This window comes from Streptomyces sp. NPDC043726 (assembly GCF_056436565.1).
In genome coordinates, this window is the sequence record NZ_JBWKCI010000002.1 from 100,588 (window position 1) to 127,314 (window position 26,727).

Consider the following 26,727-nt stretch of genomic DNA (forward strand, 5'->3'; position numbering starts at 1 on the left):
TGCTGCGCCGCTACCGCGCCTGGACCGTCCTGCTGGTCGTCCTGATGTGCGCGCTGCCCTTCTACCTGGACGCCTTCTGGCTGCGCATCGGCCTGTTCTCCATGGCCGCCGCCGTCGGAGCCGTGGGACTCGGCCTGCTGTCCGGAACGGCCGGCCAACTCTCCCTCGGCCACGCCTTCTTCCTCGCCGTCGGGGCGTACGGCTACGTCTGGCTGGCCGGTGAACCGGGTCCCGGACTGCCGCCCGCCCTCGCCATGGTCCTGGCGGTGGTCCTCGCCGGGGTCGCCGGAGGCCTGTTCAGCCCCGTCGCGGGGCGGGTGCGCGGCATCTACCTCGGCGTCGCCACGCTCGCCCTGGTGTTCCTCGGCCACCACGTCCTGCTCACCGCGGACTCCGTCACCGGCGGATTCAACGGCCGTTCGGTGCCGCCGCTGGAGCTCGGCGGCTTCTCCTTCACCGCCTCCGACCCCGAAATGACCGTGCTGGGCGTGCCGTTCGGGGCCGAGGAACGCCTGTGGTACCTGGGCCTCGCCCTGTTCGCGCTCACCTGGTTCACCGCGCGCGGACTGCGGCTCGGACGCCCCGGCCGGGCCCTGGTCGCGCTGCGCGACAGCGAGACCGCGGCCGCGGTGATGGGCGTCAACGTCTCCCGCTACCGCTCGGCGGCCTTCGTGGTCTCCTCCATGTACGCGGGCCTGGCCGGGGTGATGCTCGCCCTCGCCTTCCGCCGCGTCGTACCGGACTACTTCTCCCTCGCCCTCTCGGTCGACTACCTCGCCATGATCGTCATCGGCGGCATCGGCTCGGTGGCCGGAGCCACCGCGGGAGCCGTCTTCGTCACCGCGCTGCCCCTGCTGATGACCCGCTACGCCGACCAGCTTCCCCTGGTGGCCGCCCCCGGCACCACCGACGGAGCCGTCGGCCCGACCGAGGCGGCCCGCTACCTCTACGGAGCGGCGATCGTCCTGATCCTGCTCTTCGCCCCCGACGGACTGCACGGACTGCTCCGCCGGACCCGCGCCCGTCTGCACCGCCGACGGGCCGCCGCCAAGGACGCGGACCCCGCGCCCCCGACCCAATCCACCGCCTCAGCCGTACGAGCCAAGGAGCCGACACCGTGAACCACCCCACGCACCGCACCAGGACGGTCCTGGCCGCCGCCCTGACGGCCCTGCTGCTCGCGGGCACCGGATGCAGCTCCAAGGCGGACGGCGACGGCAGCGCCGCCGACGGCGCCGACGGCGTCAAGGCAGGCCCCGGCGTCACCGACAAGACCATCAAGCTGGGCGCCCTGACCGATCTGACCGGCCCCTACGCCACCCTCGGCCAGTCCATCGTGCAGGCCCAGCAGATGTGGGCCGACGAGACCAACGCCGCGGGCGGCATCTGCGGCCGCAAGGTCGAGATCGTCGTCAAGGACCACGGCTACGACGTGCAGAAGGCGGTCACCGCCTACGCCGACATCTCCCAGGACGTGGTGGCGCTTCCGCAGGTCATCGGCTCGCCCGTGGTCGCGGCGCTGCTCGACGACATCGAGCGGGACAAGGTGCTCACCTTCCCGCAGGCCTGGGCGGCCTCCCTGCTCGGCAAGGACTCCGTGCAGGTGCTCGGCACCACCTACGACCTCGACATGATCGCCGCCGTCGACTTCCTCACCCGCACCAAGGGCCTCAAGAAGGGCGACACGATCGGGCACGTCTACTTCGAGGGCGACTACGGCGCCAACGCCCTCGAAGGCTCTCAATGGGCCGCGAAGAAGGCCGGGTTGAAGGTCGCGGACCAGAAGATCAAGGCCACCGACACCGACCTGTCCGCCCAGGTCTCGGCGCTGCGCAAGGCGGGCGTCAAGGCGATCCTGATCAGCGCCGGACCGGCCCAGACCGCCTCGCTGGTCGGCGTCGCCGCCTCCCGCGGGCTGAAGGTCCCCGTGGTCAGCAACGCCCCCGGATACGCCCCGCAGCTCATGAAGACGCCCGCGGCGGCCGCTCTGGAGGCCATGCTGAACGTGGTGAGCGCGGCCCCCGCCGTCAGCTCGGACGTGCCCGGGGTGAAGAAGATGGTCGCCTCCTACCAGAAGAAGTACCCCGGCGAGCTGGTCGACTCGGGCGTGCTCTCCGGTTACAACGCCGCCCAGCTGATGGGCGCCGATCTGAAGAAGGCCTGCGAGGGAGGCAGCCTCGCCCGCGAGGACGTGGTCGCCGCGCACCGCTCGCAGACGAACGCCGACGCCGGGCTCGGCACCCCGCAGAACTTCTCCGACGTGGCCAAGCCGGCCAGCTCGTCCACCTATGTGCTCAAGCCCGACGCCAAGGCCGTGGGCGCCATGGTGAACGTCGAGGAGGCGCACGAGGCGCCCGGAGTGGAGGAGTACCTGGCCTCGAAGGGTTCCTGACGGTTCGTCGTCCGGTCCGCGGTGCCGTGAGCACCGCGGACCGGGCGCGGCGGCACGGCCGGGGAACGGCGCCGGCGCTCGACGTACCCCTCGCGGGTGCGGAACCCCTGATTCGGGTGCACCATCGGAATCGGGGGCATTTCGACGCCATCGAGCACCGTCGCACGGTTGAGGAGTCGCCATGCCCATGCTTCTGATCCAGGGCTTCTACGACATCAAGGGCTCGCAGCCGGACGGGGACACGGTTCATTTCACGGCCGACGACCCGACCCAGTGGAGCCTCGTCGGCGGCGGGCGCGGGCGCGCCGTCGAGCACAGCGCCGCGGGCCGCGCGAAGCTGCGGCTGGACGCGGTCGACGCGCCCGAGACCCACTACGGCCCGAAGCGGGTCCATCAGCCGCTGGCGGCCGCCCATGCCGCGCGCGACGAACTGCTGCGCTGGCTGGGCTTCACCGACGTCCAGCACCGCCCCGACGAGACCGTGACCGCGACCACCCCGGAGACCGTGCCCGGCTTCGTGCTCACGCGCGGCGCCGACGTCCACGGCCGCTGCATCGCGCTCGCGGGACGCGGAACGGGCCCCGGCACCAGCGGTCTGGAGATCGACGTCGACGAGGCCGTGCTGCGCACGACGGTCAACCACCACCTGATCACGCAGGGCCTCGCCTACCCGACCTTCTACCGCACCCTGTTCACCACGCTGCGGGTGGAACTGGCCACCGTCACTCAGCAGGCCCGGGACGAGGGCCGGGGGTTGTGGCCGGACGACGCCACCCTCTCCGGTGCGAAGATCACCGGCCTGTCCTCGCTGACGGACGACGTCCTGGTCCTGCCCAAGCTGTTCCGCCGGCTCGTGGACTACCTCCGGCTCGACATGCCACTGGCGTGCGCTCCGGCCTTCCTGGGGGGTGTCGGCGACCGCTTCTCGATCCTGTCCACCGGTGAGCGGTGCGTGGGCCTGCACCGTGTCGTGGAGGTCACCAACGGCCAGACGATCCGGATGACGCATCCCCCGGAGGACCTGCTCTTCGAGGACGCCTGACGCGCGCGGTCACATCCGCCGGGCCAGTTGGCCGGCCAGGGGCAGCAGGTCGAAGAAGTGATGTTCGGCCGCGGGGGTGTAGCGCACGAGGGCACCGAAGTGGGGCACGCGTGTCTGCACCTCCGGGCGGGCCTGGGGGGCCGCCTCGGCCAGGGACTCGGTCACCGAACCGTGCCGGAAGCCCGCGTCGAGCAGCGCGTCTCCGGTCGGTTCGGCGGCGGGCCCCCGGGACGAGGTGCGGACGGGCAGGTACAGCCGCGCGACCCCCTTGTCCGCACAGGCGCGTGCCAGCGTACGGCCGACCAGTCCGTCCTCCGCCTCGTCGCCCGGGGCGAACAGCGCCAGCAGCACCCGCAGCGGCCGTTCCCCCACGCACGCCCAGCTCTGCGCGAAGTCGGCCTCCGGTTCACCGCTCGCCCGCGGCCCGTACGAGCCGGCGTCCCCGGGCTGCGGCACCGCACCCCCGTCGAAGTACGCCCAACGCCAGCCCTCGGTACGCCCGTCGGCATTACCCGCGGCGGCACCCTCGGCCCAGGCGTGCATGAAGCCGGTGTGCCGGACACTCGGTGTCGGCGGTACGTCCGGCGGTGAGCTGATGCCCGCGTCGTAGCCCTTCTGCCAGCCCCTCACCTCGGCGGGCACGATCGTGCCGGGCTCCCGCGGGACCGGGTGGGGATTGCGCTGTGTCATGCCGGTGCCTCTTTCGCTGGTTGACCGGGCGGACTGCTTCACCAAGTGGGCTTCGCGACACTGCCGTAGGCCCAGGAGGAGCCCTTCGACATCTCGAAGTGCAGGTGCGGACCGCTGGAGTTGCCCGTGCTGCCGACCCTGCCGAGCTGCTGGCCGGCGGCGACTCGCTGACCGGCCCTCACCTGGCGTTGCGAGAGGTGGGAGTAGGTGTAGACGTGCCCGTTGTCCGCGGCGAGGCCGATCCACTGGCCGTACGCGCCGCCCTGGCCGTTCGACCAGGCGATCTTCCCGCCGCGTACGGCGACCACCGGGACACCGGACATGGCGGCGAAGTCCTGCCCGGTGTGCCGGCCGAACCCGTCGGGCTTCCAGGCGTAGGGACCGCGCTGGAAGAACCCGAAGGTGACCCTGTGCCCGGGCACGGGTGAGGCGACCTTGCCCTTGCCGGCGCGCTTCGGCTCGCCGGCGACGCGGAACATGCCGGTGAGGCGGCCGAGGTTGGCCAGGGACGTGGGACCCGGTACACCGTCGGCGTCGGTTCCGCGGAAGCCCTGCTTGCGTTGCTCTGCCTCGTACGCCTTCTTGGTCTGGGGGCCGAAGTGGCCGGTCACCTTGTCGATCTTGTGGCCCCGCTTGACGAGGGCCTGCTGCACGACGCGCACGTCGTCGTTCTTCTTCCCGAACCGGACGTTGGACACAATGACGGACTCAGCGGCCATGGGGGACTCCTAGTACCAGTGGGGCGCCCGGCGTGGATCGGCCTGCTGGACGCGGGCGGCGAAGTTCGAGCCGGACTGGTTCACGCGATAGCGGTGGCGCACGTAGTTGACCGTGGCGCACATACAGGCGACCACGTCGTACGGCGTGGTGGCGGTGCCCGCCTGGTGGAAGGTGGCGAACGTGGCCGGGATGCACTGCGTGGCACCCCGGGAGCAGTTGAGCGGGTGCCCGTCGGCGACCTTCCGGCCGCGCGCGTTCATGTCCGTCGTGTTCACCCGGAACCTCGGGTGGTTCGAGGCGGACTCGCGCTTGGCGATGGTGGCCAGCGCCGGGACTCCGAACTCCGGGTCCATCCCGGTCAGTTCGCAGGCCTTGCGCGCGTAGACCCGCATGGCCGCCTCACCGGCCTTGTCGTGGGGGTCGCGGAAGGTGACCTGGGTGAGGGCGAGCTTTCCCGCGCCGCCCGGCTGCACGGGCCCGTCGTCGAGGCGGAACAGGCCGCTGAGCCTGCCGAGTTCGGCCAGCGATGTGGGGCCCGGAATGCCGTCGGCGTCGGCTCCCCGGAAACCCTGGGCGAGTTGCTCGTCCCGGTAGGCGGTTTTGGTCTGTTCACCGAACAGCCCGGTGGCGCCGTCGGGAATCCGGCGGTCCCGCTTGATGAGGGCCTGCTGCACGACGCGCACGTCGTCGTTCCGCATGCCGAAGCGGACGTTGGACAACTGGACCGTGGGCAGAGCGACCATGACGAACCCGTTGAGTCGACGTGGTGGGGTGACCGAGCGGGCGGATCCGCTCTGTTCGAACATACGGAAACGGCGTCAGCGCGGCGTCACCGTGCCGTCATCGGCGGGTTCACGGGCGGGTGTTCGAGTTGCGGAGTGTGCACGCGGAGCCGAAACTGGTGACGACACGCCCTGTCGGAGGGCGCGCCCGGGCGGCACACTGCTCGTGAGGCGGTCAAGTCGGTGTCTGCTCCCCCCAGGCTGCGATTGCTCGGCCAGTTCCGTCTGGAACTGGGTGCCGAGCCGGTGGAACTGTGCCGCAACGGCCAGCGGCTGCTGGCGTTCATGGCGCTGCGCGGGCGGGTGTGCCGCACAGTCCTCGCCGGCACCCTGTGGCCCGAGGTCACCGAGGGACACGCCAGGGGCAGCCTGCGCACCACCCTGTGGAAGCTGCCGCGGGGCGAGCCGCCCCTCATCGACTGCTGCGGGGACGCCCTGATCGTCGCCCCGGCCCTGCGGGTGGACGTGCACGCCCTGACCCGGACCGCACTCGGCATCGTGGAAGGCAGCGGCCCGCCGCTCGGTGCCCGCCCGCCGCTCGGCCTGCTGACGGGAGAGGACTTGCTGCCGGGCTGGGACGAGGACTGGGTCCTGATGGAGCGTGAGCGGCTTCGGCAGCTCCGCCTGCACGCCCTGGACGCCCTCGCCGAGGCCCTGGTGCGCCAGGACAGACCGGCCCTGGCGATGGAGGCGGCGTGGGCGAGCGTACGGGCGGAGCCGCTGCGCGAGAGCGCGCACCGGGCCGTCGTTTCGGCGCATCTCGCGGAGGGCAACATCGGCGAGGCGGTGCGCCACTACGAGGCGTTCAGCCGTCTCCTGGAGGAGGAACTGGGCGTCGAGCCCTCACCGGCGTTCGCCCGGATGCTGCCGGTGCGGCCGGGAAACCCGGACAGGAAGGCGGCACCATGCACCAGAGCGTTCGCGACTACTGGATCAGCTTCAACGACCCCCTCGAAGGGCGCGTCAACTTCATGTACCTGGACGTGAAGGGGTATGTGAGCACCGGCATCGGCAACAAGATCGACCAGACGGCCCGTGACAACTCCGCACCGACGGACCCGGAACGTACCGCCTCCCTGGCCGCCGCCAACAGGCTGCGCTGGCTCGTCAACGACGTCGGATCGGAGGCGTCGTCCGACGAGGTCGCCGCCGAGTGGGACACCGTGAAGTCCCGTCTGGACCTCGCCCCGCTCGGGCACCGCCAGTTCGCGCCGCCCTTGACGCGGCTCCACGTCACCAACGACGAGATCGACCGGCACGTGTTCGAGAAGCTCGACGAGATGGAGTCGGTGCTCCTCGGCCGGACGGGCTTCGGGGAGTTTGCCTCCTGGCCGGCCAACGCCCAGCTCGCCACGCTCAGCATGGCCTGGGGCATGGGCCCGATGTTCCGCTTCCCCAAGTTCCAGGGTCATGTGGGCAGCCGCAACTGGGTCGGCGCCGCCGACGAATGCCGCTTCCAGCCGGACGTCGGCACCATCAGGATCCGCAACAAGCTCGACCGGGCCCACTTCCTGCTCGCCCGCGCCGTGGAGGACCAGGGCCTGTCCCCGGAGCAGATCGCCCTGGACGTGTCGGACGTGTTCGGCGTCCAAGGGGCGCTGCTCGCCCTGGGCTTCAAACCGCTCACGCAGGACGGCGTCGACGGCCCTCGCACCCAGGGCAAGGTCAAGGAGTTCCAGTCGGCCGCCGGCCTCGGCGAGAACGGCGCCTTCAATGACCCCGACACGGTGGCCGCCCTAGCTGCCCAGCTCTCGGGCCTGGGCTTCGCCGTGTTCGTACCCTGACCGACGACAAGGCACCGAGGGAGCGCGCCATGTCCGCCTTCACCATCGACCTCTCCGGCCCCTTCCAGCCCGGCACCGGCGCCACCGACCTCGGCGGCCCGAACGTCGGGGGCCACCAGCCACCGCACTGGTACGAGCAGTACGGCATGGACTTCGGAGCCCCCGAGGGAACCCTCGTCCGCGCCGCCTTCGACGCGCACATCACCCGCCACAACCCCCACCGTCCGGCCGAGGACACACCCAAGGTGTACGGGGCCCAGCTGTTCATGCGGGCCCACAACGACATGATGGGCGGCTACTTCACCCACATCACCGGGGTCCCGCCGGGGCTGGACGTCGGCAGCTCGGTCAGCCGGGGCGATCCGCTGGGCACCGTCTGCCGCAGCGGCGGGACCGCCACGCACCTCCACTGGGCCCTCGTCGAGATCGTCGGCGGCGCGCCGGGCGGCCAGTACCGGGGCGTCGACCTGAACGAGTTCCTCCTGAGCATCACCGGTACGGACACCGTCGCCCCCGTGACCTTCGCTCAGGACGGCACACCGCCGGTACCCGGGGGTGAGGTGGGCCCCAAGGTGTTCCACCTGGGCTCCGTACGCGGCATCCAGGAGGGCCTGACCGCCCTCGGCTACGACCCCGGCCGCATCGACGGACTCGACGGTCCGCGCACCCGGGCCGCGGTGAGTGCGTTCCAGGGCGACCAGGGTCTGCCGCAGGACGGAGTGTGCGCGGGCGACACCTTGTTCGCGCTGGCCGCCGCCCTGCAGGCGAAGGGCTGGCGGGTGGACGGAGTGTAGAGCGGTCCGCCGCTGTCCTCAGCAGACGGTGTGCGGGTTGAGCAGATCGCGCAGGAACGACTCCGGATTGGGGATGGCGTCGGCGACGACGCCGAGGTCCATGTCCGGTACAGGGAGAGGGGCAGCGCCAGGGGGCCGAGCACGATCGGCGCCAGGCGGTCTTGCCGCCCGCGGTGGGCATGCGCGCGAGGCCCGCCAGCGGGTCCTGGTGCAGGGACGGGTCCTCGTTGAGGTGCTCGCCCCAGATCTGTGCGCGCAGGTCACGGACGGACACCCCGGCCCGGTGCGGCGCGCCGCCCATGGTGCCGTCGGCCAGGTCCGTGTCGAGGACCCCGAGATGCAGCTCCGAATCCGTGGTGTGGGAGCGGAAGTTCAGATTGGTGCTGCCCGCGGCGGCGTACTGGTCCGGGCCTCTCGGACGGTCCGGACCGTGCTGTCACGGGGTCCGGGGCAGCTCACCGGGCGGCTGCGGCGCCGCGGCCTCCGGTCCGGACGGCACGGGGGGTATGGGCGGCAGCCCGGCGGCGAGGTCCGGCAGCAGCACCGGCTCCAGCCGTATCCGCTCCTGGGCGCCGAGATACCCCTCCAGCCGCGGCGGCCGGTAGCCCGGATCGCGGTCGTACCGCTCCTTGGCCGGTACCGCCAGGAACTCGTTGCCGTCGGGTTCGCCCTTGTCGTTCGCCGCTTCGCCGATCGGCCGGTGCAGCGGCTTGGCCAGGCGGTACATGCCGTTGCGTGAGGAGTGCAGCATCCCCGAACTGTCCGGCCGTACGCGGAATTCGGTGCTCTCCTCGGGGCGCATCACCTTGGGTCCCGCCGCGCTGAGGGCGTCGAGGTCGAACTCCAGACCGTATCTGCGGGCCTGATCGACCATCCACAGCAGGGGGATGTCGGACAGTCCGGTCTCCTTGTAGCCGCCGCCGACATCGCAGTGCACCCCGGCGAACCACACCTGCTTCAGTTCCTGGCCCTGCCGGTCGGCTCCGGGCTGCTGGTGCCACAGGGTCGGCCGGAACGCCGAGCGCTGCTCGTCGACGGCCAGCGCGTGAAAGGCCGCCCCGACCCAGCTGCTCAACTCGGTGTTGTGGAAGGCCCAGCGGCGGTTGAACCGCCCCGCGTACGGCTGCAGCCACGGTGCGCTCGGCATCGGGATGCCGAGCGCACCGACGGTGTCCCACACCCCGATGAAGCGGATCTCCGTCTCACGCGCGTAGGAGCGGCGGAACAACGTGGCGGCGGCGCCGTTGGGCTGCTCGATCCGGTCCCGGTACAGGGCCCAGGCCTGGGGGATCCGGTCGGCGTGGTCCCGGCGCAGGATGCCGCCGTTGCGGATCAGTCCGGCCAGGCTGCGGGCGGTGAACGCGCCCCGGCTGAAGCCGAAGAGGAACAGTTCGTCGTCGGGTTCGTAGGTCTCGACGAGGAAGCGGTAGGCGTTGACGACGTTCCGGGACAGCCCGACGCCGAAGGCCCCGCCGCGCACGCGCTCGCGCCGCTGGGTGCCGACGCCGCTGTGGTAGTAGACGCGCTGCTCCTTGCCACCGGCGGTGCCGGGGATCAAGGACAGGGCGACCTTGGCGACGTTCGTCTTGCTCGGCTGGTCGGCGAAGTTCCATGTGCCGTCGCAGCAGACGACCAGTCGCTTGGCCATGGCATTCCCTCCCACGAGAGCGGAGCGGCGCCCAGCACCACTTCCATGCTGGCACCACACGGAGGGCCACGCCACGCGACCGCCACGGGCCGAATCCTCGTCGCACCGCCACCCTTCCCCTACTCTCATGACGGTGCGTTACGTGCTGGTCGCCGACCGCCACGTGGACGCCCGGGAAGGAGCGACCATGGCGCAGGCACGGACGGTGTTCTTCTTCCGTGGCGGCAGATACGTCCGCTACGAGATCGACCCGGTGACCGGCGCGGAGTCGGTCAACCATGACGTCTACCCGCGCGCCGTCGCCGAGGCGTGGACCGCGATGCCCGCCTCCTTCACCCACGGCGTCGACGCCGTGGTGAACTGGCCGGACGGCTTCGTGTACTTCTTCAAGGGCTCGCAATACGTCCGCTGGGACGCCACCAACGACACGGTTGACGCGGATTTCTACCCCCACGACACGGCCTCGCAGTGGCCCGCGCTGCCCGCCTCCTTCGCCGCCGGAATGAACGCGGCGATCAATTGGGGAGACGGTCGCGTGTTCTTCTTCAAGGGCCCGAAATACGTCCGGTACGACCTCGAGACCGATTCCGTCGACCACGCCGTCTACCCGCGCGACATCTCCGAGGGCTGGCCGGACTTCCCTGCCGCATTCGCATCCGGCGTGGACGCGGCCGTCAACTGGGGCAACGGGACGGCGTACTTCTTCAAGGGCGGCCAGTACCTGAATTACGACATCCGGAACGAGAAGGTGCGGCCTGGCTATCCCCTGCCGATCACCGAGCCGGGAAAGTGGCCGGAGCTGGTGCGGGCTGGGTTCACCGGCCCGATCGACGAGGTGATCGAGTGGTTGCAGGCTGATGTGGCGAGCGCGGACATTCCGGCTAGGCTGGTGAGTTGCAGCAAGCGCACGCAGCCGGACGTGCGCTGCGGCGGTGAATTCGAGATGCACGCGGTGTTCGCCCACGCAGATCCTTCGATTCCCGCATGCGGCGAATACCGGCAGTACATCCGGGGTGAGCTCGAGGTGAACGGCCAGCCCGTGCGCTTCATCACCAAGGAGAACGGCGTTCCGACGCCCCGTCTGATGCGCGCCCGGCCGGCACCGGGCTCCACCGACGATCACTTCATCGAGGACGGACAGGCCGCGTCCAGCCCGGCCAACCCCTTCCACGTCGACCTGGACTACGGACACCGGAACGCCGCGGTCGGGAACGGGAATCTCAACGACATGTATCTGATCAAGCGGCGCTCCGGAGAGCAGTACGCAGGCCGGGACACGCCCGGCGGTGTCGGATCGCCCGGCACCTTCTTCAAGATCGATGTCGACTTCCGCGGACAGCTGATCGACGTGTGCAACGGCGGAAGGGTCCTGCTCACCCGCGAGTGGACCGTCAACTGCCAGGTGCCGTGAGGAGCCCCATGAACGACGAAACCCCCCGACGCGCGGGCGACTTCTGGGTCTACCCCTCCCTGAGCGAGGTGACCGGCACGTCGGTGCGCGTCAACGTGGCCATCGCGGTTGAGCAGCCCATGGACCTGCAGGACACCGACGTCGCCGTCGAACTCCTCGCCGGCGGACAGTCCTTGAGCATCGCGGAAGCGCCCGCCCCCGGTCCGCTTCCCGCCGTCCAGATGACCGGCGCCAACGCATACGCGCTGTACCGCTTCGACAACCCGGCCGGTCTCGTACCGGAGACGGTCACCGTCACCGTGCGCGGCGGCAGCGCGACGTTCGACGTCTCACTGCCGGTCGGCTAGACACACTCCGGCATGAGGAGGAACCGGTCATGAGCGAGCCCGGTACCGTCGCACTCCGCGCCCACCAGGACGGCACGGTCCAGGCCGTCGCCTTCAGCCCGGACAACAAGCGCTTCGCCAGTGGCGGCAGCGACACGAAGCTGCGGGTGCGCTCGATCGGCATCGGGCCGCCCCCGCTGGAGGTGACCACCAACGGATCCGTCACCGGCATCGCCTTCAGCCCGGACGGCACCCGGATCGTCGTCGCCGACTTCGAGCAGGTGTTCCTGCGGGACAGCAACACCGGCACGGCCCTCTGGCAGGGACCGCTCGCCCCGGGCAACTCGGTGAACACCGTGCGGTTCGCCCCCGACGGACGGATCGTCGCGGTCACCGACACCCTGGTCGCCGTACTCGACCAGGCCTCCGGCGAGATCAAGCAGCGCATCACCGTCGACCCGCCGCTGATAGCCGACGTGGACCTGAGCCGGGACGGCACCCGGATCGCGCTGGCCGTCGACGAACGCCACGGCGGGAACCACCAGCACGCCGGATCCGCGCGGGTGCACGACCTGGCCACCGGCAAGCAGATCAGCCGACTCACCCCGAAGGACGCCGTCTTCGCCGTCGCGTTCAGTCCCGACGGGCTGACCGTGCTGTGCTGCGCCGCGGACGACACCACCCGCATGTTCGAGGCGCAGACCGGGAAACAGGTGTGGCCCACCCCGGAGGACATCGACGACCAGGTCACCGCGCCGAGTTGCCTGGCGTTCGACCCCAAGGGCAAGTGGACCGTGGTCGGCGGCGCCGACGGCTTCGCCCGGGTCCTGGACGCGGACGCCGGCATCGAGAAAGGCCGCGCGCCCAAACTGACCCCCGGCGCCCCGGACGACCAGAGCTTCGGAGCCGTCACCCACGTCGCGTTCAGCCCCAACGGCAAGCACGCGGCCAGCGCCTCCATCGACAACGTCGTACGGCTGTTCAACCTGGAGGGCAAGGAGCTGTACACCGTCTCCACCGACGAGGTGCTGGCGCTGAAGTTCAGCCCCGACGGCCGCTGGCTCGGCGTCGGCACCATGAACGGCGCGCTGGTGATCGACAACGGCGAAACCGGCCAGGGGTGAGCCGCCATGGACCCGCAGGTACTCCTTCAGCAGGTCGCCGGCCAACTGCGCGCGCTGGCCGCGGACGCCGTGGCCGGCCTGGTCCGCTCGCTGCCCGAAGTCGGTGAGGACCCCTCGGCCGCGGGCACCGAGCTCGCGGGGCGACTGCTCGCCGTGCACGACAAGCTGCCGCCCGGCAACTCGCTGGTGGAACTGGTCCGCGAGACGCTCGGGGACCTCGACGGGGCCTCGCCCGTACGGCTGCACGGCTGGCGGCGGGAGCCCGGCGCCCCGCTCGGCGTGGCCCTCGTCCTGACCGACCCGGCCGGGCGCGCCGTCCTCGGAGTGACCCCGGACGGACCGGTGTTCGACGTGGTGGTCACCCCGGGAGCGACCCTGACGCTGCCCCTGACGGCCCACGGACCGTGGACCACCGAGGCGACGATCGCCGCCGGACCGGTACCGGTCCTGCCGCCCGAACCGCCCAACGCAAGCGCCACGATCCGGCTGCGCCGCACCGGCAAGCTCACCGCCGGAATGACCGACGGGCCGGGCATGAGCGTCGACGGCATCGCGCTCACCGTCACCTCGGAACCCGGCACCCCGGCCGCCGCCGAGCTGGAGCTGCAGGGGTTCACCGCCGCCGTACTGCCGGCCGCACTGGCCCGGCTGCTCGGCATCGGCGGGGCGAGCCCGATGTCGGGCCCGCCCGCGCCCATCGTGCTGCGGGCCGACCGGACCGGCGGCCTGCGCTTCACCGGCACCGGCGGCCTCAACGTCCCCCTCCCGTTCCGGCTGAACGCCCCGGCCGTGTCCAGCCGGGGCGCGTCCCTGGAGCTGACCTCCGACGGGGGCGAGCCACGGCTGGCCCTGTCGGTGTCGGCCAGCGCCGGTCTTCCGGGCCTGCCATTGAGCGTCCACCTCGAGCGCGCCGGCATCGAACTGCCCGTCACGTTCGCCCCGTCGAGCCGCCCGGGCCTCGACCCGAGCCGGCTGCGCGAACTGTTCCCGGAGGGTATCGGCACCGAGCTGAAAGTGCCGCCCGTCTCCGGCGGCGGCCTGGTCCGGCGCACCCCCGATCAGGGGTACGGCGGTCTGATCTCCATCGACCTCGGCGTGCTGCGCGTCCAGGCGGTCGCCCTGTTCCGGCCGCCCGACGGCAAGGCCCCCACCAGCTTCCTGGCGCTGCTCTCGGCCCAGTTCCCGACCCCCGGCATCCAACTCGGCCTGGGCTTCGCGCTGGACGCGGTCGGCGGTCTGGTCGGGGTGAACCGGCGCGCGGACGTCACCTCGCTGCAGCAGCTCGTCGGCGACGGCAACGCCGATCATGTGCTCTTCCCCGACCGTGCGGTGGAACGCGCCCAGGAGATCATCGGCTCGCTGGGCTCGGCGTTCCCGGTGGCGTCCGGGCGCTTCCTGGTCGGGCCGATGATCCGCCTCAACTGGGGCGGCCGGATGGTGTCGCTGTCCGGCGCGCTGATCCTGGAACTGCCCGCACCGGCGCGCGCTCTGCTGCTGGGACGGCTGCTGGTCGGGCTGCCCGACCCGGCCGTACCGCTCATCCGCCTCCAGGCCAGTGTGCTCGGCCGGATCGAACCGGCCGAACCGCTCGTCGAACTGCTGGTGTCGCTGTCCGGCTCTTGGATCGTCGGCCTCGCGGTGCGCGGCGAGCTGTATCTGCTCGTACGCGGCGGCCGGCAGCCGGAGTTCGTGCTGTCCGCCGGCGGTTTCCACCCCCGCTACACCCGCCCCGCGCGGGTCCCCGCGCTGAACCGGCTCCAGGTGGACCTGGCCCCGGGCCAGGGCTGGGGACTGCGCATGGAGGCCTACTTCGCCGTCACCTCCAACGCGGTGATGTTCGGCGGCCAGGTCCAGCTGAACGCCACGATCGCCGGCTGCGGGGTGACGGGCTGGCTCGGCCTTGACGCGCTGTTCGTCTTCGACCCCGTGTTCGCGTTCTCCGTGCACGTACGCGCCGGAGTGGCGGTGCGCGCCTTCGGCCGCCGACTGGCCGGGATCGCCCTGGACTTCACGCTGGAGGGACCCGCGCCCTGGCACGCCTTCGGCACCGGCAGCATCTCGGTGCTGTTCTGGGACGTCGAGCTGGACTTCGACATCCGCTGGGGCTCGCCGCCCGCCGTCGCGCAGAAGGCCGGACGCCATCCGATCGAGGCACTGGCCCCCGAACTGGCGCAGTCGAAGGCCTGGGCCGCGCAGCGGCCGGCCGCCGAACGCACCGCGCTGGTGTTCACCCGGGACGCGAACGAGAAGCTGAACCAGGGCACCCTCGTGCACCCCGACGCCACCCTCCGCGTCACCCAGCGCGTGGTCCCGCTGGGTGTGCCGATCTCCCGGTTCGAGCGACGGCCGGTACCGGCACAGACCTGGACGATCAAGGAGATCACCCTCGGCACCACGCAGGCCGCCGCCGGACTGCCCTCGCTGTCCGAGCGGTTCGTGCCCGGCGAGTTCTTCGACCTCAACGAGGAGGCGCAGCTCAGCGAGCCCGCCTTCATCACCCGGGCGAGCGGGCTGCAGGCGCGCACCGAGGGCGTCGCGGTCGGCACCGGCCACCGCGTAGACGACGGCTACGAGACCGGCTACGAACCCCGGTTGCCCGAGCGGGAGTTCTCCCTCTGGCCGGGGCTGTTCCGCCTCGAGTCGGTCTTCGCGGTCAGCGCGGCCGAACGACTGGAACGGTGGCGTACGCCGGAAGCGGCCATCAAGGTGCGCTCCGCCAAGCTCAGCGTGGCCGCCGCCGATTCGCTGGCGCCACTGCTGGACGACGTCACCATGGTCGACGCCACCGCCGACGCCTGGCAGGCGGTGAGCGGCCGACTCGACCAGCCGCAGGAGACACTGCGGCTCCTGGAGAGCTGGGAGGTGGGCCGATGACAGCGCCCCGCACCCGTCACCGGCCCCTCGGGAGCGCCGTATGAGCACACGCTGGTTCTTCTCCTCCGCGCGGGTCGGTGCCGCCGCCTCGGCCGACGGGCAGCAACTGCGCACGGCGGTGCGGTTCTTCCGGGACATCGACGGCCGCCGCGAGGAGCCGGAGGTGACGGGACCGACCCTGTCGCTGGTGGGACCGGGCGACGTGCTCGGCTTCGACCGCTCGATGGTGCTGCGCGAGGAGCCGCCGCCCGGCACACCCGACGCGGCGGAGAACGTGCTGGCGAGCGTGGAGCTGGCGCACGCCGACCTGCCCTGGCTGCTGTCCCCGGGGACGGTGCCCACCGCGGGCGGGCCCACCCCGCAGCCCTGGCTCGCGCTCATTGTGCTCGCCGAGGACGAGGCCGCACCACCCCGCCCCGGGAACCCGCTGCCCGTCCTCACCGCCCCGGTCGCCGCGCTGCCGCCACTGGCCGAACGATGGGCCTGGACCCACGTCGAGGCACGGCTGCCCGACGACGTCACCGATGGCGAGAGCGCGCGGCGGCTCGTCGAACAGGGCGTGCGCCAACACTCCGCGGGCGTCGTCGGACGGCTGCTGTGCCCGCGCCGGCTGGCCCCGAACCGCGGCTGGATCGCCGCCGTGGTGCCCGCCACCGCCGCGGGCCGGGACGCGGGCCTGAGGGTCACGCCCCAGGGACCGGCCACCGCGGACGCCTGGCCGGTCCCCGGCCGGGACACCGTCGACCTGCCCGTCTACCACTCGTGGACCTTCCGTACGGGACAGGCGGGCACCTTCGAGGAACTCGCCCGCAGGCTGCGCTTCCGGCCCGCCGCCGAGTCCGGACTCGGCACCCGGACCATCGACGTCGGCCGCCCCTGGCCCGCCGAGGAGAGCACCGGCCCGGCCACCGTCGCCATGGACGGCGCGCTGCGCCCGCCCGGCACGACGACACCCGAGGCCTGGTCCGACCCCGCGGCCCAGGAGCGGTTCCGGGCGCTGATCCGCGAACGGGTCGACGCACCGGCCCTGCTCCGAGGCGAGCCCGTGCCCGAGGAGGAACCCGTCGAGGACCGGGACGTCGCCGCCGTGGCCCCACCGCTGTACGGCAGCCACCACACGGGCGAACAGACCGTGCCCGCCGCGCCCGGCACCTGGATGCACACCCTCAACGTCGAGGTCCGCCGACGGGTCGCCGCCGCACTCGGCTGCCGCTATGTGCAGTTGGAGCAGGAGTTCCTGATGGCCCGGGCCTGGGAGCAGGTCGGTGAGATCCGGCAGGCCAACCGGCTGCTGGCGGCGGGCGAGCTGGCGGCCGTCGCCGCCGAGCGGGCCCAGCGCAAGCACCTCGACCCGCTGGACGCGGCCGACCTGGTCACCGTCATGGCACCGGTGAGCGGGCGCGTGCCCGTGTCCGCCACGCAGCCGGACGCGGAGCCGACCACGCTGGCCACCATGCTCGCCAAGGCCCCGGACCTGCCGGCCGCCACGGCCAGTACCTCCTTCGCCCGGCTGACCCGCGCCAACGGCGCGCTGGCCCGGCGGGTCCAGCGGGTGACGGCCGACGAGGGCGCCGAGCCGCCGCCGACCGGGTCGTTCCTCACGGGAAAGCTCCGATCCCTGAACATGATCAGCGACGATGAGCCCGAGGCCGGCCTGCCCGGTGAACTGCGCGCCGGACTCAGCCCGGTGCGGCTGCAACTGCTGCGCCTCGCCGACCGTATCCCCGCCGACTTCTGGGCCCGGCGCACAGCCGAGGACGACCGGCCACTGCGGCCGATCATGGCCCACCCGAGGTTCACCGTACCGATCGCCGAGGAACTGCTGGCCCGCTGGCCGGATTGGGCGCTGCCGGGCATCGGCGGGCTGCCGCAGGACTCGGTGACCCTGCTGGAGACCAACCCCGAGTTCATCGCCGCGCTACTGGTCGGCCTCAACCACGAGTTCAACCGCGAGCTGCTGTGGCGGGAGTTCCCCACCGACCAGCGCGGCACCCCGTTTGCCCGGTTCTGGCCCGGCGCCGGCGCGGACGTCGAGGAGATCGCCCTGTGGCCGTCCGACGCCCCCCTGGGCAGTCAGCTGCGCACCGGCGGCGAGGGTGACCTCGCGATGCTCGTGCGCGGCGACCTGCTGCGCCGCTTCCCCGGCACCGCCCTGCTCGCCGTACGCGGAGTGGACGGCAGACTGCCGGCCGCCTTCGACGGCGTACCGGCCACCGCGCTGGCGCTGGACGAGTCCACCGTCCTGTACCTGTTCGCGGACCTGGACGAGGAGCGGGCCCGCGCCGAGGACTGGTTCTTCGTGTTCCGCGAACCCATGCGGGGCACCCAGTTCGGGTTCGACACCGGTGATCAACCCGCCACGATGAAGACCTGGGCGGACCTCACCTGGCAGGGCGTCCACGTGGAGCCCACCCGATGCGTCCAGCTCGGCCGGCCGCCCGACGGCACGCCGAACCAGTTCACCCAGCCCGATCCACCGGTCTGGGCCCGGGACGCGGCCGACATGGCCCGTATCGCCTTCCAGCAGCCGTTCCAACTGGCCTTCCGTGCCACCACGTTGCTGGGCGGCTGACCACCGTGCCGAGGACAGGAGCAGTGGGGACATGACCGACGCCTTCGCCGCCCGCGCGCAGCTGGACCGCGCACGCACCGAAGCGGACACCGCGCAGGCCCTCGCCGACGAGCAGGAAGCCGTGGTCCGCCGCCTGCGGGCGCACGTCCAGGCCGGCCTGCCGGATCCCCCCTTCCCGCCCACCGCGGCCGACGCGCTGGCCGCGGCCGAGGCGGCGCTGCCGGAACTCCAGACCCGGGCAGAGGAGTTGAACCGCCTGGCCGCCGGAGCACAGGAGGAGCTGAACCAGGCCCTGGCGGAGGGCGAGGCACTGTTCCCCGACGACAACACCGCGCCCATCGCGCTGCTGCCGGTACGGGTGGAGACCATCTGGTGGGAGCCGAAGACCCTGCGGGTGCGGATCTACCCGGACGACATCCTGCTGTCCCGGTTCGAGCCCGCGCTCACCCCCGCCGAGGTCGCCGCCGGTACCGCGTACTGGCAGAACCCCGGCCCCGAGGCCTGGCAGGACGTGCTCACGAAGCTGCGCCCGGCCCGTGCCTCCTGGGCGGTCCGCGCCTGCCGCCCCGGCGCCCCGGCGCCCGTGACGCGTTCCGACGACCCCCAGCAGCACCGCCCGCACGCGGTCGCGATGCCGAGACGCTGGCGCTTCCTCGGTCTGTTCGAGGGCCGGATCGTCGTCGACAAACTGGGCCGTCCGGTGCCCGACCCGCTGCCGATCGGTCTGCTGCGCGCCGAGGAGGAGGGCTGGGAGACCGACTGGTTCGAGGCGGTCAAGGCCGGCATGGGCGTCGAGTTGATCGTCCCGCCCGAGAACACCGAGAACCTGGACCAGTTGCTGGTCGTCGGGGTACGCGACGACGCGCCCGCGGCCGGCGCGGCCCGCCTGCGCGACCTGCTGCACGGCCACCGGTACGGCGGCGGCCTCGGCCTGCTGCCCTCCGGCACCGCCACCAACAACACCCCACGCTCCCGCTCGGGCTGGTCCTCGGCCCCCGCCTACCCCGGCCCGGATCCCGACCCGGAGCAGGGGGAGCGGCCGGTCGCCGACACCCTCGCGACCGCGCTCGGCCTGCCGGACCCCGGCTTCCTGCGCGGCTGCCCCGGCGCCACCGACGCCGCCCCCTCGGCCGTCGCCGCGCTGACCCTGCTCACCTGGCCCACGCTGGGCAAGGGCTTCGCCGAGGCCGCGCTGACCACCATCGACCTGGGCACCAGACAGCCCAGCGGGGTCGCCCCCGAGGGACCCTGGCGCGCGGTCCGTGACCACCTCGCCGAACACGTCCGAGGGCGCGGACCGCTGCCCATGCTGCGCGTCGGCCGCCAGCCGTACGGCGTCCTGCCGGTGACCGCGCTGGACGACTGGCGCGCGGTCCGCGCCGACGACGTCGACGGGGTGATCGCGCCCTGGCTGCTGCGGCTGCGGCAACGCTGGCGGGCGGTACTGGACGAGCGCGTGGTGCACGACGACGGCGAGGAGGAGGTGACGGTCCCCCGCGTCGAGCCGGGCAAGCCCGTGGACCGGGTCGCGGTGGAGGCGCTGCAGCGGCTGCCCGTGGCCACCGGTCTGGAGATGACCCGGATGAGCGGGCCGGGACGCGCCGTGCCGTTCACGCCGCTGGACGCACCCCCCGCGCTTCTCGGCCTGCCCGGTCTGCCGCCCGACGGCCTGGCCCGCTGGACGACGATCAGCAACGGTTCGACCTCGCTCGGCTGGGGCCTGGACGAGGCCACCGGCGTCCCGGAGTTCGTCACCCGGCTGACCCCCGACGCCGAGGCCTTCCCGGCCCGGGCGACCGCCACGGCGGACTACCTGGCCGCCGTACGGACGTTCCTGGCGGGGGAGTTGGCCGCCGAGGCCTACGACCTGGCCTGGCCGGTGGAGCTGTCGACCGGACGGGAGACCCCGCCCCGGCCCAGTACGTTCTTCGACCTCCCCGCCCTGGCCGAGGAGCCGGTGGGGGAGGAGGAACCGCCCGCGGAGGGGGAGGAGCCGGTCGACGAGGAGGGAACCGAGGAAGTCCCCGATTCCGAACGGGACATGAGCGGCGTGCTCGACGCCCTGCTGTTCCTGCCGAACTGGTCCACCTTCCTGGGTGACCTCGACCCCGCCGGCGATCCCCTGCGCCAGGCCCTCGCCGTCACCGGCGACGTGGACCAGCTCGTGGCCGACGTGCTGGAGGGCCTGGACGAGAGCGAGCGCGCGGAACGCGTCGCCGCCGCTTCCCACGCCGCGGCCGCGCTGCCCCGGCTGGAGCAGGCCCTGCGGACCCTGGCCGCCGTACCGGTAACCCGGCTGCCCGAACTGCTGCTGGAGGTCATCGACGTCCACTCGCACCGCCTGGACGCCTGGATCACCTCACTGGCGTCGAAGCGCCTGGCCGAACTGCGGGCGTCCGGAACCGAGGGCGTGCGGTTCGGCTGCTACGGCTGGGTGGAGAACCTGCGCCCGCCGGTGCCGAGGGAACAGTCCGAGATCGAACTGGACGACGAGTCGACCACGGTGGAACTGTCCGGCAAGGACGGCTACATCCACGCGCCCTCACTGCACCACGCGGCCACGGCGGCCGTCCTGCGGTCCGGATTCCTCGGCAACCCCGACGAACAGAGCTACGCCGTCAGCCTCACTTCCCGCCGCGCCCGGGTCGCCCGCTGGCTGCTCGGCGGTGTGCGGCAGGGCCAGAACCTGGGCTCGCTGCTGGGCTACCGGTTTGAACGTGCCCTGCACGACGCCGAGTTGGATCACCTCATCGAGGGGTTCCGCCGCCGTTTCCCGCTGCCCGTCGTGTCCGGGACACCGGCCCAGGAACCCGAGACCGCGGACCTGTGGGCCCGCAGCGCGGAGGCGATCTCCGCCCGCAACGTCGTCGACGGCATGGCCCTCGCACGGGCCGGGGCCGGGGCGCCCGACCTGGCCGGCGTCGGCGACGAGAGCGACCGGGCCGCCGTGAGGCCGCTGCTGGACGACCTCGCCGACGCGCTCGACGCGGTCGGTGACCTTGTACTGGCCGAGAGCGTCCACCAGTTGGTGGGCGGCAACCCCATCCGCGCGGGCCTGACCGCCGACACCCTCGGCCGTGGCGAGGACGTGCCGGACACCTTCCGCGTGCTGCGCACCCCGCACCGGGCCCGCGCCCTCACCCACCGCACGGCCGCGCTGCTCCCGGCCAAGCCGACCGCCCCGACAGGCTGGCCCGCCGACCCGCTCGCCGAGCTGCAACCCGCGCTGGAGTCCTGGGTCGCCCATCTGCTCGGCCCGGCCACCGGCTGGACCCTCGCCGGGAACCTCGGCGACCCCCAGGCGGAGCCCCGCCCCTTCGAACTCAGCGCGGACCAGCTCGGGTTGGGCGCCCTGAGCGCCGTACTGGACGCGGCGGCCGCCGAACCGGCCGCGCTGCGCAGGGCCGTTCAGGGCGTGACGGCCGTCCCCCCGGAGACGGCTGTCACCTTCACCGGACCGGGGTGGCACGGGCTGCACGGCCGGGCGGCCCGCATCCGGTCCCTGCTGGCCACCGCACAACCGCTGTTGCCGTCGCATCTGCTCGACGGCGCGGCCGAGCGCACCCTCGACACGGCACAACTCCGTACCCGCCTCGCCGCCTTCGCCGTCAGCCATCCGCTTGACGGGCACCCGGTCCAGGAGGAGGTGCGCGCGCTGGCCACGGGGCCGGATGCCGAGGAGCCGGTCGACGCCTGGCTCGCGCGGGCGCGTACGACGCTGGCCGCGGTGCTCGGCGCGGACCTCCCGCTGCTGCCCGCGCTCACCGCCCCGGCCCCGCCACCGGCGGGCCGCGGCAACCTGCCCGGCGCCGACATCGAGGACTGGCTGCGGCGCAACGCGGCCGTACGCCCCACGGTGCGCACCCTGCACGAGACACTGCTGCTGGCCGGAAACCGAGCCGGGCGGATGGAACGGCTGCGCGCGGTCCAGCACCCCACGGCCGAGGGCGACGCGTGGATCGGCGGCTCCTTTCCCGCCGGGCAGCGCCCGCCCGCCACGACCCACCTCGTCTGGCACGCACCGGCCGACATCGCGCCGGACGCGCAGGTCACCGGTCTCGTCCTGGACGAGTGGATCGAACTCCTCCCGGGCTCCGACCAGCCCCCGCCGGGACCCGAGCCGGCCCCGGAGACCGAACTGACGGGCGTCGCCTTCCACTACGACCGCCCGGACGCCAAGGCGCCGCACAGTGTGCTCCTCGCGGTCCCCCCGGACCTGGACCGCGGCTGGACCTCCGACGGACTGATGCAGGTGCTGCGGGAGACCCTGGAGCTGGCCAAACTGCGCGCCGTCGACCACCAGGACCTGGCTCCGTGGAACTCGCTCCTCCCCGGCATCCGTATCCCCCAGCACAGCGCGACGGGCCGGGCGCTGGCGAGTATCGAGTCGAAACGGGACGACACCGACCCGGACGGTCCGTTCCAGTTGGAGCCGGGACACCGGGCCTCCGACGTCGACGCCGGCCTCGCCGCGCGGGTGCACGACCCGCTGTGGCTGCTCACCCGGCAGTGGCAGTTCGGGGAGTTCGCCGCCCAGGACGCCGGATCCCCGGCCGTGGTGCGGATGAGCGGCAGCAGCGCGCCCATCGACGCCTGGCGCCCCGGCGGGGCCACCGACTGGGTGCCTTACGACCTCGGCCAGGGCCCGCTGGACACCCAGATCGAGGACGAGCCCGTCCAGGTCGACGAGCGGCTGCGCGCCGAGGGCGGCGCCGCGCTGCTGCGCATGTCCGACGACGCCGGACTGCTCGCCGCCGCGCTGACGGCCCTGGCTCCGCACCGACTCGCCACGGGGGAGCCGGGCGCGGGGCTGGTCGGCCTGCTGGACGGCGGTCTGCCCGACGCCGCCGCGGTGGCGGCCGCGCTGGACGCGGGCACCTTCGACGCCGGACCCGACCCGCGCCTGGGCGACGTGGCCGCGCGGTGGCGGCTGTGGTGGGCGGCCCAACCGGCCGAGCGCGGGCCGGACTGCTTCGACCCGCACCGCGGCGAGTACGCGGCGGAACTGTCCGCCGGCGGCACGGTCCTGCGGGCCGAGGAGTACCAGGGCGACGGCCTGGACTGGTACTCCCTCGACGTCCACCCCGACCCCGACACCGAGGCGGCACCGGCGGGACAGAGCTTTGCGTTCGCGGAGGAGGGCCTGCCGTCGACGGTGCGGTACGGCGGGCTGCCGGCCGACCGCTTCTGGGAGATGGAGGACGCGCGCGTCGACCTCAGCGCGGCTGACGTGTCCACGCTGGACACCGGGCGGCTGCTGCTGATCTCGTTCGCCACGGTCTTCGGCAACGACTGGTTCCTGGTGCCGCTGGAGGTGCCGACCGCCTCGCTGACGGTCCTGAACCGGCTCCTCGTACGGGACGTCTTCGGCCGCCACCATCTGATCGAGCGGGCCGGCCGCGACGACCCGTCCTGGGCGATGTTCACCCTGAACAGCCCCGACCCCGACCACCCTGCCGCGTCCGGGCTGCTGATCCTGCCCTCCGAACGCGGCCAGCCGGGACAGCCCCTCGAACGGGTCCTCCTCGCCCGCGACGAACTGGCCAACCTCGCCTGGGCCGTTCAGCACCACTACACCGACGGCCGCGGCGAACCGGTCGACCGGCGCGACCACTGGGCCCGCAACGCACCGCCCGAGACGGCCGTACCCGGCCCCGGCACCGTAGCCGCGTACGCGGTCCAGTCCATCGTCCCGGACTACTGGTTCCCCCTGGTCCCCGAACCGGTGCGGCCCGGCCGGATCCGCTTCCGCCTCGCCACCCTCACCGGCCCGGGCCTCGACTCACGCCCCGAGGGCCGGCTGATCACGCCCGGGCTGTGGCTGCACGAGGAGGAAGTACCGCGCGAGGGCGCCTTGGTGGCCCGCCGCCCGGTCCTGGCCCGCTGGTCCGACGGCTCCTGGCACAGCTGGGTGCGCAGAGAGAAGACCGCGGGCACCGGGGAGAGCGCGAGTGGCCTGGCCTTCGACACGGTACGGCCGACCGAGCCATGGCCGTGACGAACGCGGGCCCTCGGGGCGTGAGTCGGGCGGCTCTGTCGATCAGTGGTCGTCGAACCGGGTGCTGCGCTGTGCGACCGCGCCCGCCGACGCCGACCAGGTGATGTGACCGCCCTGGAAGTGGCTGACGCGCTGCGAGTCGGAGCCGCCCTCGTCCGAGGTGGGGTACCGGAGGAAGCTGTTCTCCCAGCCCATTCCGGCCCACTGGTCGCGGATCGCGCCGTGCACCTCATGCGGACCGGTCTGCGGGGTCCAGTAGATCGAGCCGCCCTCGAAGTGGTTGAAGCGGCCCGTGCCGTCGGGGCAGCCCAACTCGTCCGTGACCGGATAGCCGAGGAAGCCGCCCGATCCGCCGCACTGGGCGTACTTGACTCGGATGTCCCCGTGCACCTCGTGGGCGCCGGTCCCGGCGGACCAGTAGATGGAGCCGTGCTCGAAGTCACGCGAGGTACCGCGACCGTCGGGGTTCGAGCCCTCGTGGCTTCCGGCTCCCGCGTCGAACGGCACGCCGATCCACTGGATCTGATTCCACTTTTCGTCGATGGCAGTCATGTCACCCTCCAGGGCGGCCTCGAGGAGTGGGAAGCGCCGGGGGCACTGCGTACGACGTCGACCGCGCGCGGCGGGAATCCGGCCGCCCGGCAACCGATTTCAGTCTAATTGTGCTGCTCTGTGACGGCCACCGAAGCGTGGCCGCTGGCGAGATCGCCACCCCGGACGCGGCATAGCCCTGGAAGAGTTGGGGAGTAAGCGCTTGCCCAAACGCTCATCCCGGATCCTGGGAAGGACCGCCGCCCGTGGCCTCGCCGTTGGAAAGACCGCTCGACCATCGTTATCGAGGCGAGCACCCCGTCCGCACCCTCGCCTACCTGCTCCGTGCCGACCGCCGCCGACTCGTCGCGGCGGTCGGTGTGTTCACCGTCAAGCACAGCCCCATCTGGCTGCTGCCGCTGGTCACCGCGGAGATCATCGACACCGTCGTCGCCCACCACTCGATCAGCCGGCTCTGGCTCAGCACCGGCCTGATCCTGTTCATCCTGCTCGTCAACTACCCACTGCACGTGCTCTACGTACGCCTGCTCTACGGCAGCGTCCGCCGCATGGGCACGACCCTGCGCTCCGCCCTGTGCACCCGCATGCAGCAGCTCTCCATCGGCTACCACTCCCGGGTCAGCGCCGGTGTGCTCCAGGCCAAGGTCGTGCGGGACGTGGAGACCGTCGAGCAGATGGTGCAGCAGACCGCCGAACTGGGGCTCGGCGCGACCACCGTGCTCATCGGCGGCCTTGTCATCATCGCCGTACGCACACCGGAGTTCCTGCCCGTCTTCCTCGTCGTCGTGCCCGCCGCCGCGTTGGTCGTAGCCCGCCTCAGGTCCCGGCTGCGCACCCACAACGAGCACTTCCGGCACGAGGTCGAGACGCTCTCCTCCCGCGTCACCGAGATGACCCGCCTCATCCCGGTCACCCGTGCCCACGGCCTGGAGGGCAAGGCGCTGCGCCGCATGGACGGCACCCTGCACCGGCTGCTGACCTCCGGGATGCGCCTGGACCTGGTCAACGGCCGCTTCGGCTCACTGTCCTGGGTGGTGCTCAACGTGGTCGGCGTGCTGGTCCTCGCGGGCGCCGCGCTGATCTCGTACTACGGCGTCTGGGGCGTCACCCCCGGCGACGTCGTGATGCTCAGCGCCTTCCTGACCACGCTCACCGGCTCCACGACCACGCTCGCGGGCCTCGCCCCCGTCATCACCAAGGGCCTGGAATCGGTGCGTTCCGTCGGCGAGGTGCTCCAGGCACCCGAGCTGGAGGACAACGAGGGCAAGGCCGAACTCACCGGCCTGCGCGGGTCCGTGACCTTCGACGACGTCGGCCTCGCCTACGACGACGGCGGCCGGGCCGCGGTCCGCGACTTCAGCCTGTCGGTCGCGCCGGGGGAGACCGTCGCCCTGGTCGGCGCCTCCGGCGCGGGCAAGTCCACCGTGCTCAACCTCGTCATCGGCTTCATCCGCCCGACCACCGGCCGGGTCCTCCTCGACGGCACCGACATGAACACCCTCGACCTGCGCACGTACCGGCGCTTCGTGTCCGTGGTCCCGCAGGAGTCGACCCTGTTCGACGGCACGGTCCGCGACAACGTCGCCTACGGCATGGACGACGCCGACGAGGAGACCGTGCGCGCCGCTCTTCGCGACGCCAACGCGCTGGAGTTCGTCGACCGGCTGCCGCAGGGCCTGGACACCCTGGTGGGGGAGCGCGGCGCCCGCCTGTCCGGCGGCCAGCGTCAGCGGCTGGCCATCGCCCGCGCCCTGATCCGGGACCCGAGGGTGCTGGTCCTGGACGAGGCGACCTCGGCGCTGGACACCCGCTCGGAGGCGCTGGTCCAGCAGGCGCTCGCCCGGCTGATGCGCGGACGGACCACCTTCGTGGTGGCCCACCGGCTGTCCACCGTGCGCGGCGCCGACCGGATCGTGGTGATGGCCGACGGCCGCATCGAGGAGACCGGCACCCACGAGGAACTGCTGCACCGGGGCGGCGCGTACGCGGCGCTGCACAGCGGCCAGGTCGCCTGAGGT

At 72.5% G+C, this 26,727-nt stretch carries 18 protein-coding genes; 13 read left to right on the top strand and 5 right to left on the bottom strand.

What is annotated here, in order from left to right:
* Positions 1–44 precede the first annotated feature (44 nt).
* From AC068Z_RS05200 to AC068Z_RS05210, 3 genes are all read left to right on the top strand, one after another.
* On the top strand, positions 45–1,121 hold the full coding sequence (locus tag AC068Z_RS05200; protein ID WP_478553715.1) for a branched-chain amino acid ABC transporter permease: 1,077 nt from the start codon (positions 45–47) through the stop codon (positions 1,119–1,121).
* Positions 1,118–2,392, top strand: a complete 1,275-nt coding sequence (locus tag AC068Z_RS05205; RefSeq protein ID WP_478552471.1) for an ABC transporter substrate-binding protein — start codon at positions 1,118–1,120, stop codon at positions 2,390–2,392. Before AC068Z_RS05200 ends, AC068Z_RS05205 begins: the two co-directional genes overlap by 4 nt.
* A 181-nt stretch (positions 2,393–2,573) precedes the next feature.
* On the top strand, positions 2,574–3,434 hold the full coding sequence (locus AC068Z_RS05210; RefSeq protein ID WP_478552473.1) for a thermonuclease family protein: 861 nt from the start codon (positions 2,574–2,576) through the stop codon (positions 3,432–3,434).
* A gap of 9 nt (positions 3,435–3,443) precedes the next feature.
* Here AC068Z_RS05210 and AC068Z_RS05215 read toward each other — a convergent pair whose 3' ends face one another.
* From AC068Z_RS05215 to AC068Z_RS05225, 3 genes are read right to left on the bottom strand one after another with little or no spacing between them, the layout of a single operon-like run.
* Positions 3,444–4,124: a hypothetical protein gene (locus tag AC068Z_RS05215; RefSeq protein WP_478552475.1), complete on the bottom strand. Its 681-nt coding sequence runs from the start codon at positions 4,122–4,124 to the stop codon at positions 3,444–3,446.
* 38 nt (positions 4,125–4,162) lie between these two features.
* The gene (locus AC068Z_RS05220; protein ID WP_478552477.1) at positions 4,163–4,843 is read right to left on the bottom strand and encodes a peptidoglycan DD-metalloendopeptidase family protein; all 681 of its coding nucleotides are present in this window, start codon (positions 4,841–4,843) and stop codon (positions 4,163–4,165) included.
* 9 nt (positions 4,844–4,852) lie between these two features.
* Positions 4,853–5,650, bottom strand: coding sequence for a hypothetical protein (locus AC068Z_RS05225; RefSeq protein ID WP_478552479.1), 798 nt, complete (start codon positions 5,648–5,650; stop codon positions 4,853–4,855).
* Positions 5,651–5,809: 159 nt separating this feature from the next.
* Between AC068Z_RS05225 and AC068Z_RS05230 the strand changes: the two genes are divergently transcribed.
* The 3 genes from AC068Z_RS05230 to AC068Z_RS05240 are packed head-to-tail and all read left to right on the top strand — an operon-like array spanning position 5,810 to position 8,204.
* On the top strand, positions 5,810–6,613 hold the full coding sequence (locus AC068Z_RS05230; RefSeq protein ID WP_478552480.1) for an AfsR/SARP family transcriptional regulator: 804 nt from the start codon (positions 5,810–5,812) through the stop codon (positions 6,611–6,613).
* Positions 6,532–7,410: a peptidoglycan-binding domain-containing protein gene (locus AC068Z_RS05235; protein ID WP_478552482.1), complete on the top strand. Its 879-nt coding sequence runs from the start codon at positions 6,532–6,534 to the stop codon at positions 7,408–7,410. Before AC068Z_RS05230 ends, AC068Z_RS05235 begins: the two co-directional genes overlap by 82 nt.
* Positions 7,411–7,439: 29 nt before the next feature.
* Positions 7,440–8,204, top strand: a complete 765-nt coding sequence (locus AC068Z_RS05240) for a peptidoglycan-binding protein (protein WP_478552483.1) — start codon at positions 7,440–7,442, stop codon at positions 8,202–8,204.
* Positions 8,205–8,640: 436 nt separating this feature from the next.
* On the opposite strand, the gene AC068Z_RS05245 is transcribed toward AC068Z_RS05240, so the two are convergent.
* The gene (locus tag AC068Z_RS05245) at positions 8,641–9,852 is read right to left on the bottom strand and encodes a DUF2235 domain-containing protein (RefSeq protein WP_478552485.1); all 1,212 of its coding nucleotides are present in this window, start codon (positions 9,850–9,852) and stop codon (positions 8,641–8,643) included.
* Positions 9,853–9,979: 127 nt separating this feature from the next.
* On the opposite strand from AC068Z_RS05245, the gene AC068Z_RS05250 reads away from it, so the two are divergent.
* Genes AC068Z_RS05250 through AC068Z_RS05275 form a run of 6 tightly spaced genes read left to right on the top strand, consistent with a single transcriptional unit; the run spans position 9,980 to position 24,157 of the window.
* A complete protein-coding gene (locus AC068Z_RS05250) occupies positions 9,980–11,263 on the top strand; it encodes a hemopexin repeat-containing protein (protein ID WP_478552487.1) in 1,284 nt (427 codons plus the stop codon).
* An 8-nt stretch (positions 11,264–11,271) separates the two neighbouring features.
* A complete protein-coding gene (locus tag AC068Z_RS05255) occupies positions 11,272–11,610 on the top strand; it encodes a hypothetical protein (protein WP_478552489.1) in 339 nt (112 codons plus the stop codon).
* Between the two features lie 29 nt (positions 11,611–11,639).
* Positions 11,640–12,713 (top strand): WD40 repeat domain-containing protein, encoded by a 1,074-nt coding sequence (locus AC068Z_RS05260; protein WP_478552491.1) that lies wholly within the window; start codon positions 11,640–11,642, stop codon positions 12,711–12,713.
* A 6-nt stretch (positions 12,714–12,719) separates the two neighbouring features.
* The gene (locus AC068Z_RS05265; RefSeq protein ID WP_478552493.1) at positions 12,720–15,587 is read left to right on the top strand and encodes a DUF6603 domain-containing protein; all 2,868 of its coding nucleotides are present in this window, start codon (positions 12,720–12,722) and stop codon (positions 15,585–15,587) included.
* A gap of 40 nt (positions 15,588–15,627) precedes the next feature.
* Positions 15,628–18,159, top strand: coding sequence for a hypothetical protein (locus AC068Z_RS05270; protein WP_478552495.1), 2,532 nt, complete (start codon positions 15,628–15,630; stop codon positions 18,157–18,159).
* Between the two features lie 31 nt (positions 18,160–18,190).
* Complete coding sequence (locus AC068Z_RS05275) at positions 18,191–24,157, top strand: hypothetical protein (protein ID WP_478552497.1); 5,967 nt, start codon at positions 18,191–18,193, stop codon at positions 24,155–24,157.
* Between the two features lie 42 nt (positions 24,158–24,199).
* Here AC068Z_RS05275 and AC068Z_RS05280 read toward each other — a convergent pair whose 3' ends face one another.
* Complete coding sequence (locus AC068Z_RS05280; RefSeq protein WP_478552499.1) at positions 24,200–24,709, bottom strand: LGFP repeat-containing protein; 510 nt, start codon at positions 24,707–24,709, stop codon at positions 24,200–24,202.
* Between the two features lie 245 nt (positions 24,710–24,954).
* Here AC068Z_RS05280 and AC068Z_RS05285 point away from each other — a divergent pair, with 245 nt between their 5' ends.
* Positions 24,955–26,724, top strand: a complete 1,770-nt coding sequence (locus AC068Z_RS05285) for an ABC transporter ATP-binding protein (RefSeq protein ID WP_478552501.1) — start codon at positions 24,955–24,957, stop codon at positions 26,722–26,724.
* The last annotated feature ends 3 nt before the right edge of the window (positions 26,725–26,727 follow it).

What these genes read in the sequence shown, in the direction of transcription:
- AC068Z_RS05200 (WP_478553715.1), top strand. Translation starts at nt 45, where the DNA reads ATGTGCGCGCTGCCCTTCTACCTGGACGCCTTCTGGCTGCGCATCGGC.
- AC068Z_RS05210 (WP_478552473.1), top strand. Translation starts at nt 2,574, where the DNA reads ATGCCCATGCTTCTGATCCAGGGCTTCTACGACATCAAGGGCTCGCAG.
- AC068Z_RS05215 (WP_478552475.1), bottom strand. Translation starts at nt 4,124, where the DNA reads ATGACACAGCGCAATCCCCACCCGGTCCCGCGGGAGCCCGGCACGATC.
- AC068Z_RS05220 (WP_478552477.1), bottom strand. Translation starts at nt 4,843, where the DNA reads ATGGCCGCTGAGTCCGTCATTGTGTCCAACGTCCGGTTCGGGAAGAAG.
- AC068Z_RS05225 (WP_478552479.1), bottom strand. Translation starts at nt 5,650, where the DNA reads ATGTTCGAACAGAGCGGATCCGCCCGCTCGGTCACCCCACCACGTCGA.
- AC068Z_RS05235 (WP_478552482.1), top strand. Translation starts at nt 6,532, where the DNA reads ATGCACCAGAGCGTTCGCGACTACTGGATCAGCTTCAACGACCCCCTC.
- AC068Z_RS05240 (WP_478552483.1), top strand. Translation starts at nt 7,440, where the DNA reads ATGTCCGCCTTCACCATCGACCTCTCCGGCCCCTTCCAGCCCGGCACC.
- AC068Z_RS05245 (WP_478552485.1), bottom strand. Translation starts at nt 9,852, where the DNA reads ATGGCCAAGCGACTGGTCGTCTGCTGCGACGGCACATGGAACTTCGCC.
- AC068Z_RS05250 (WP_478552487.1), top strand. Translation starts at nt 9,980, where the DNA reads ATGACGGTGCGTTACGTGCTGGTCGCCGACCGCCACGTGGACGCCCGG.
- AC068Z_RS05255 (WP_478552489.1), top strand. Translation starts at nt 11,272, where the DNA reads ATGAACGACGAAACCCCCCGACGCGCGGGCGACTTCTGGGTCTACCCC.
- AC068Z_RS05260 (WP_478552491.1), top strand. Translation starts at nt 11,640, where the DNA reads ATGAGCGAGCCCGGTACCGTCGCACTCCGCGCCCACCAGGACGGCACG.
- AC068Z_RS05265 (WP_478552493.1), top strand. Translation starts at nt 12,720, where the DNA reads ATGGACCCGCAGGTACTCCTTCAGCAGGTCGCCGGCCAACTGCGCGCG.
- AC068Z_RS05270 (WP_478552495.1), top strand. Translation starts at nt 15,628, where the DNA reads ATGAGCACACGCTGGTTCTTCTCCTCCGCGCGGGTCGGTGCCGCCGCC.
- AC068Z_RS05275 (WP_478552497.1), top strand. Translation starts at nt 18,191, where the DNA reads ATGACCGACGCCTTCGCCGCCCGCGCGCAGCTGGACCGCGCACGCACC.
- AC068Z_RS05280 (WP_478552499.1), bottom strand. Translation starts at nt 24,709, where the DNA reads ATGACTGCCATCGACGAAAAGTGGAATCAGATCCAGTGGATCGGCGTG.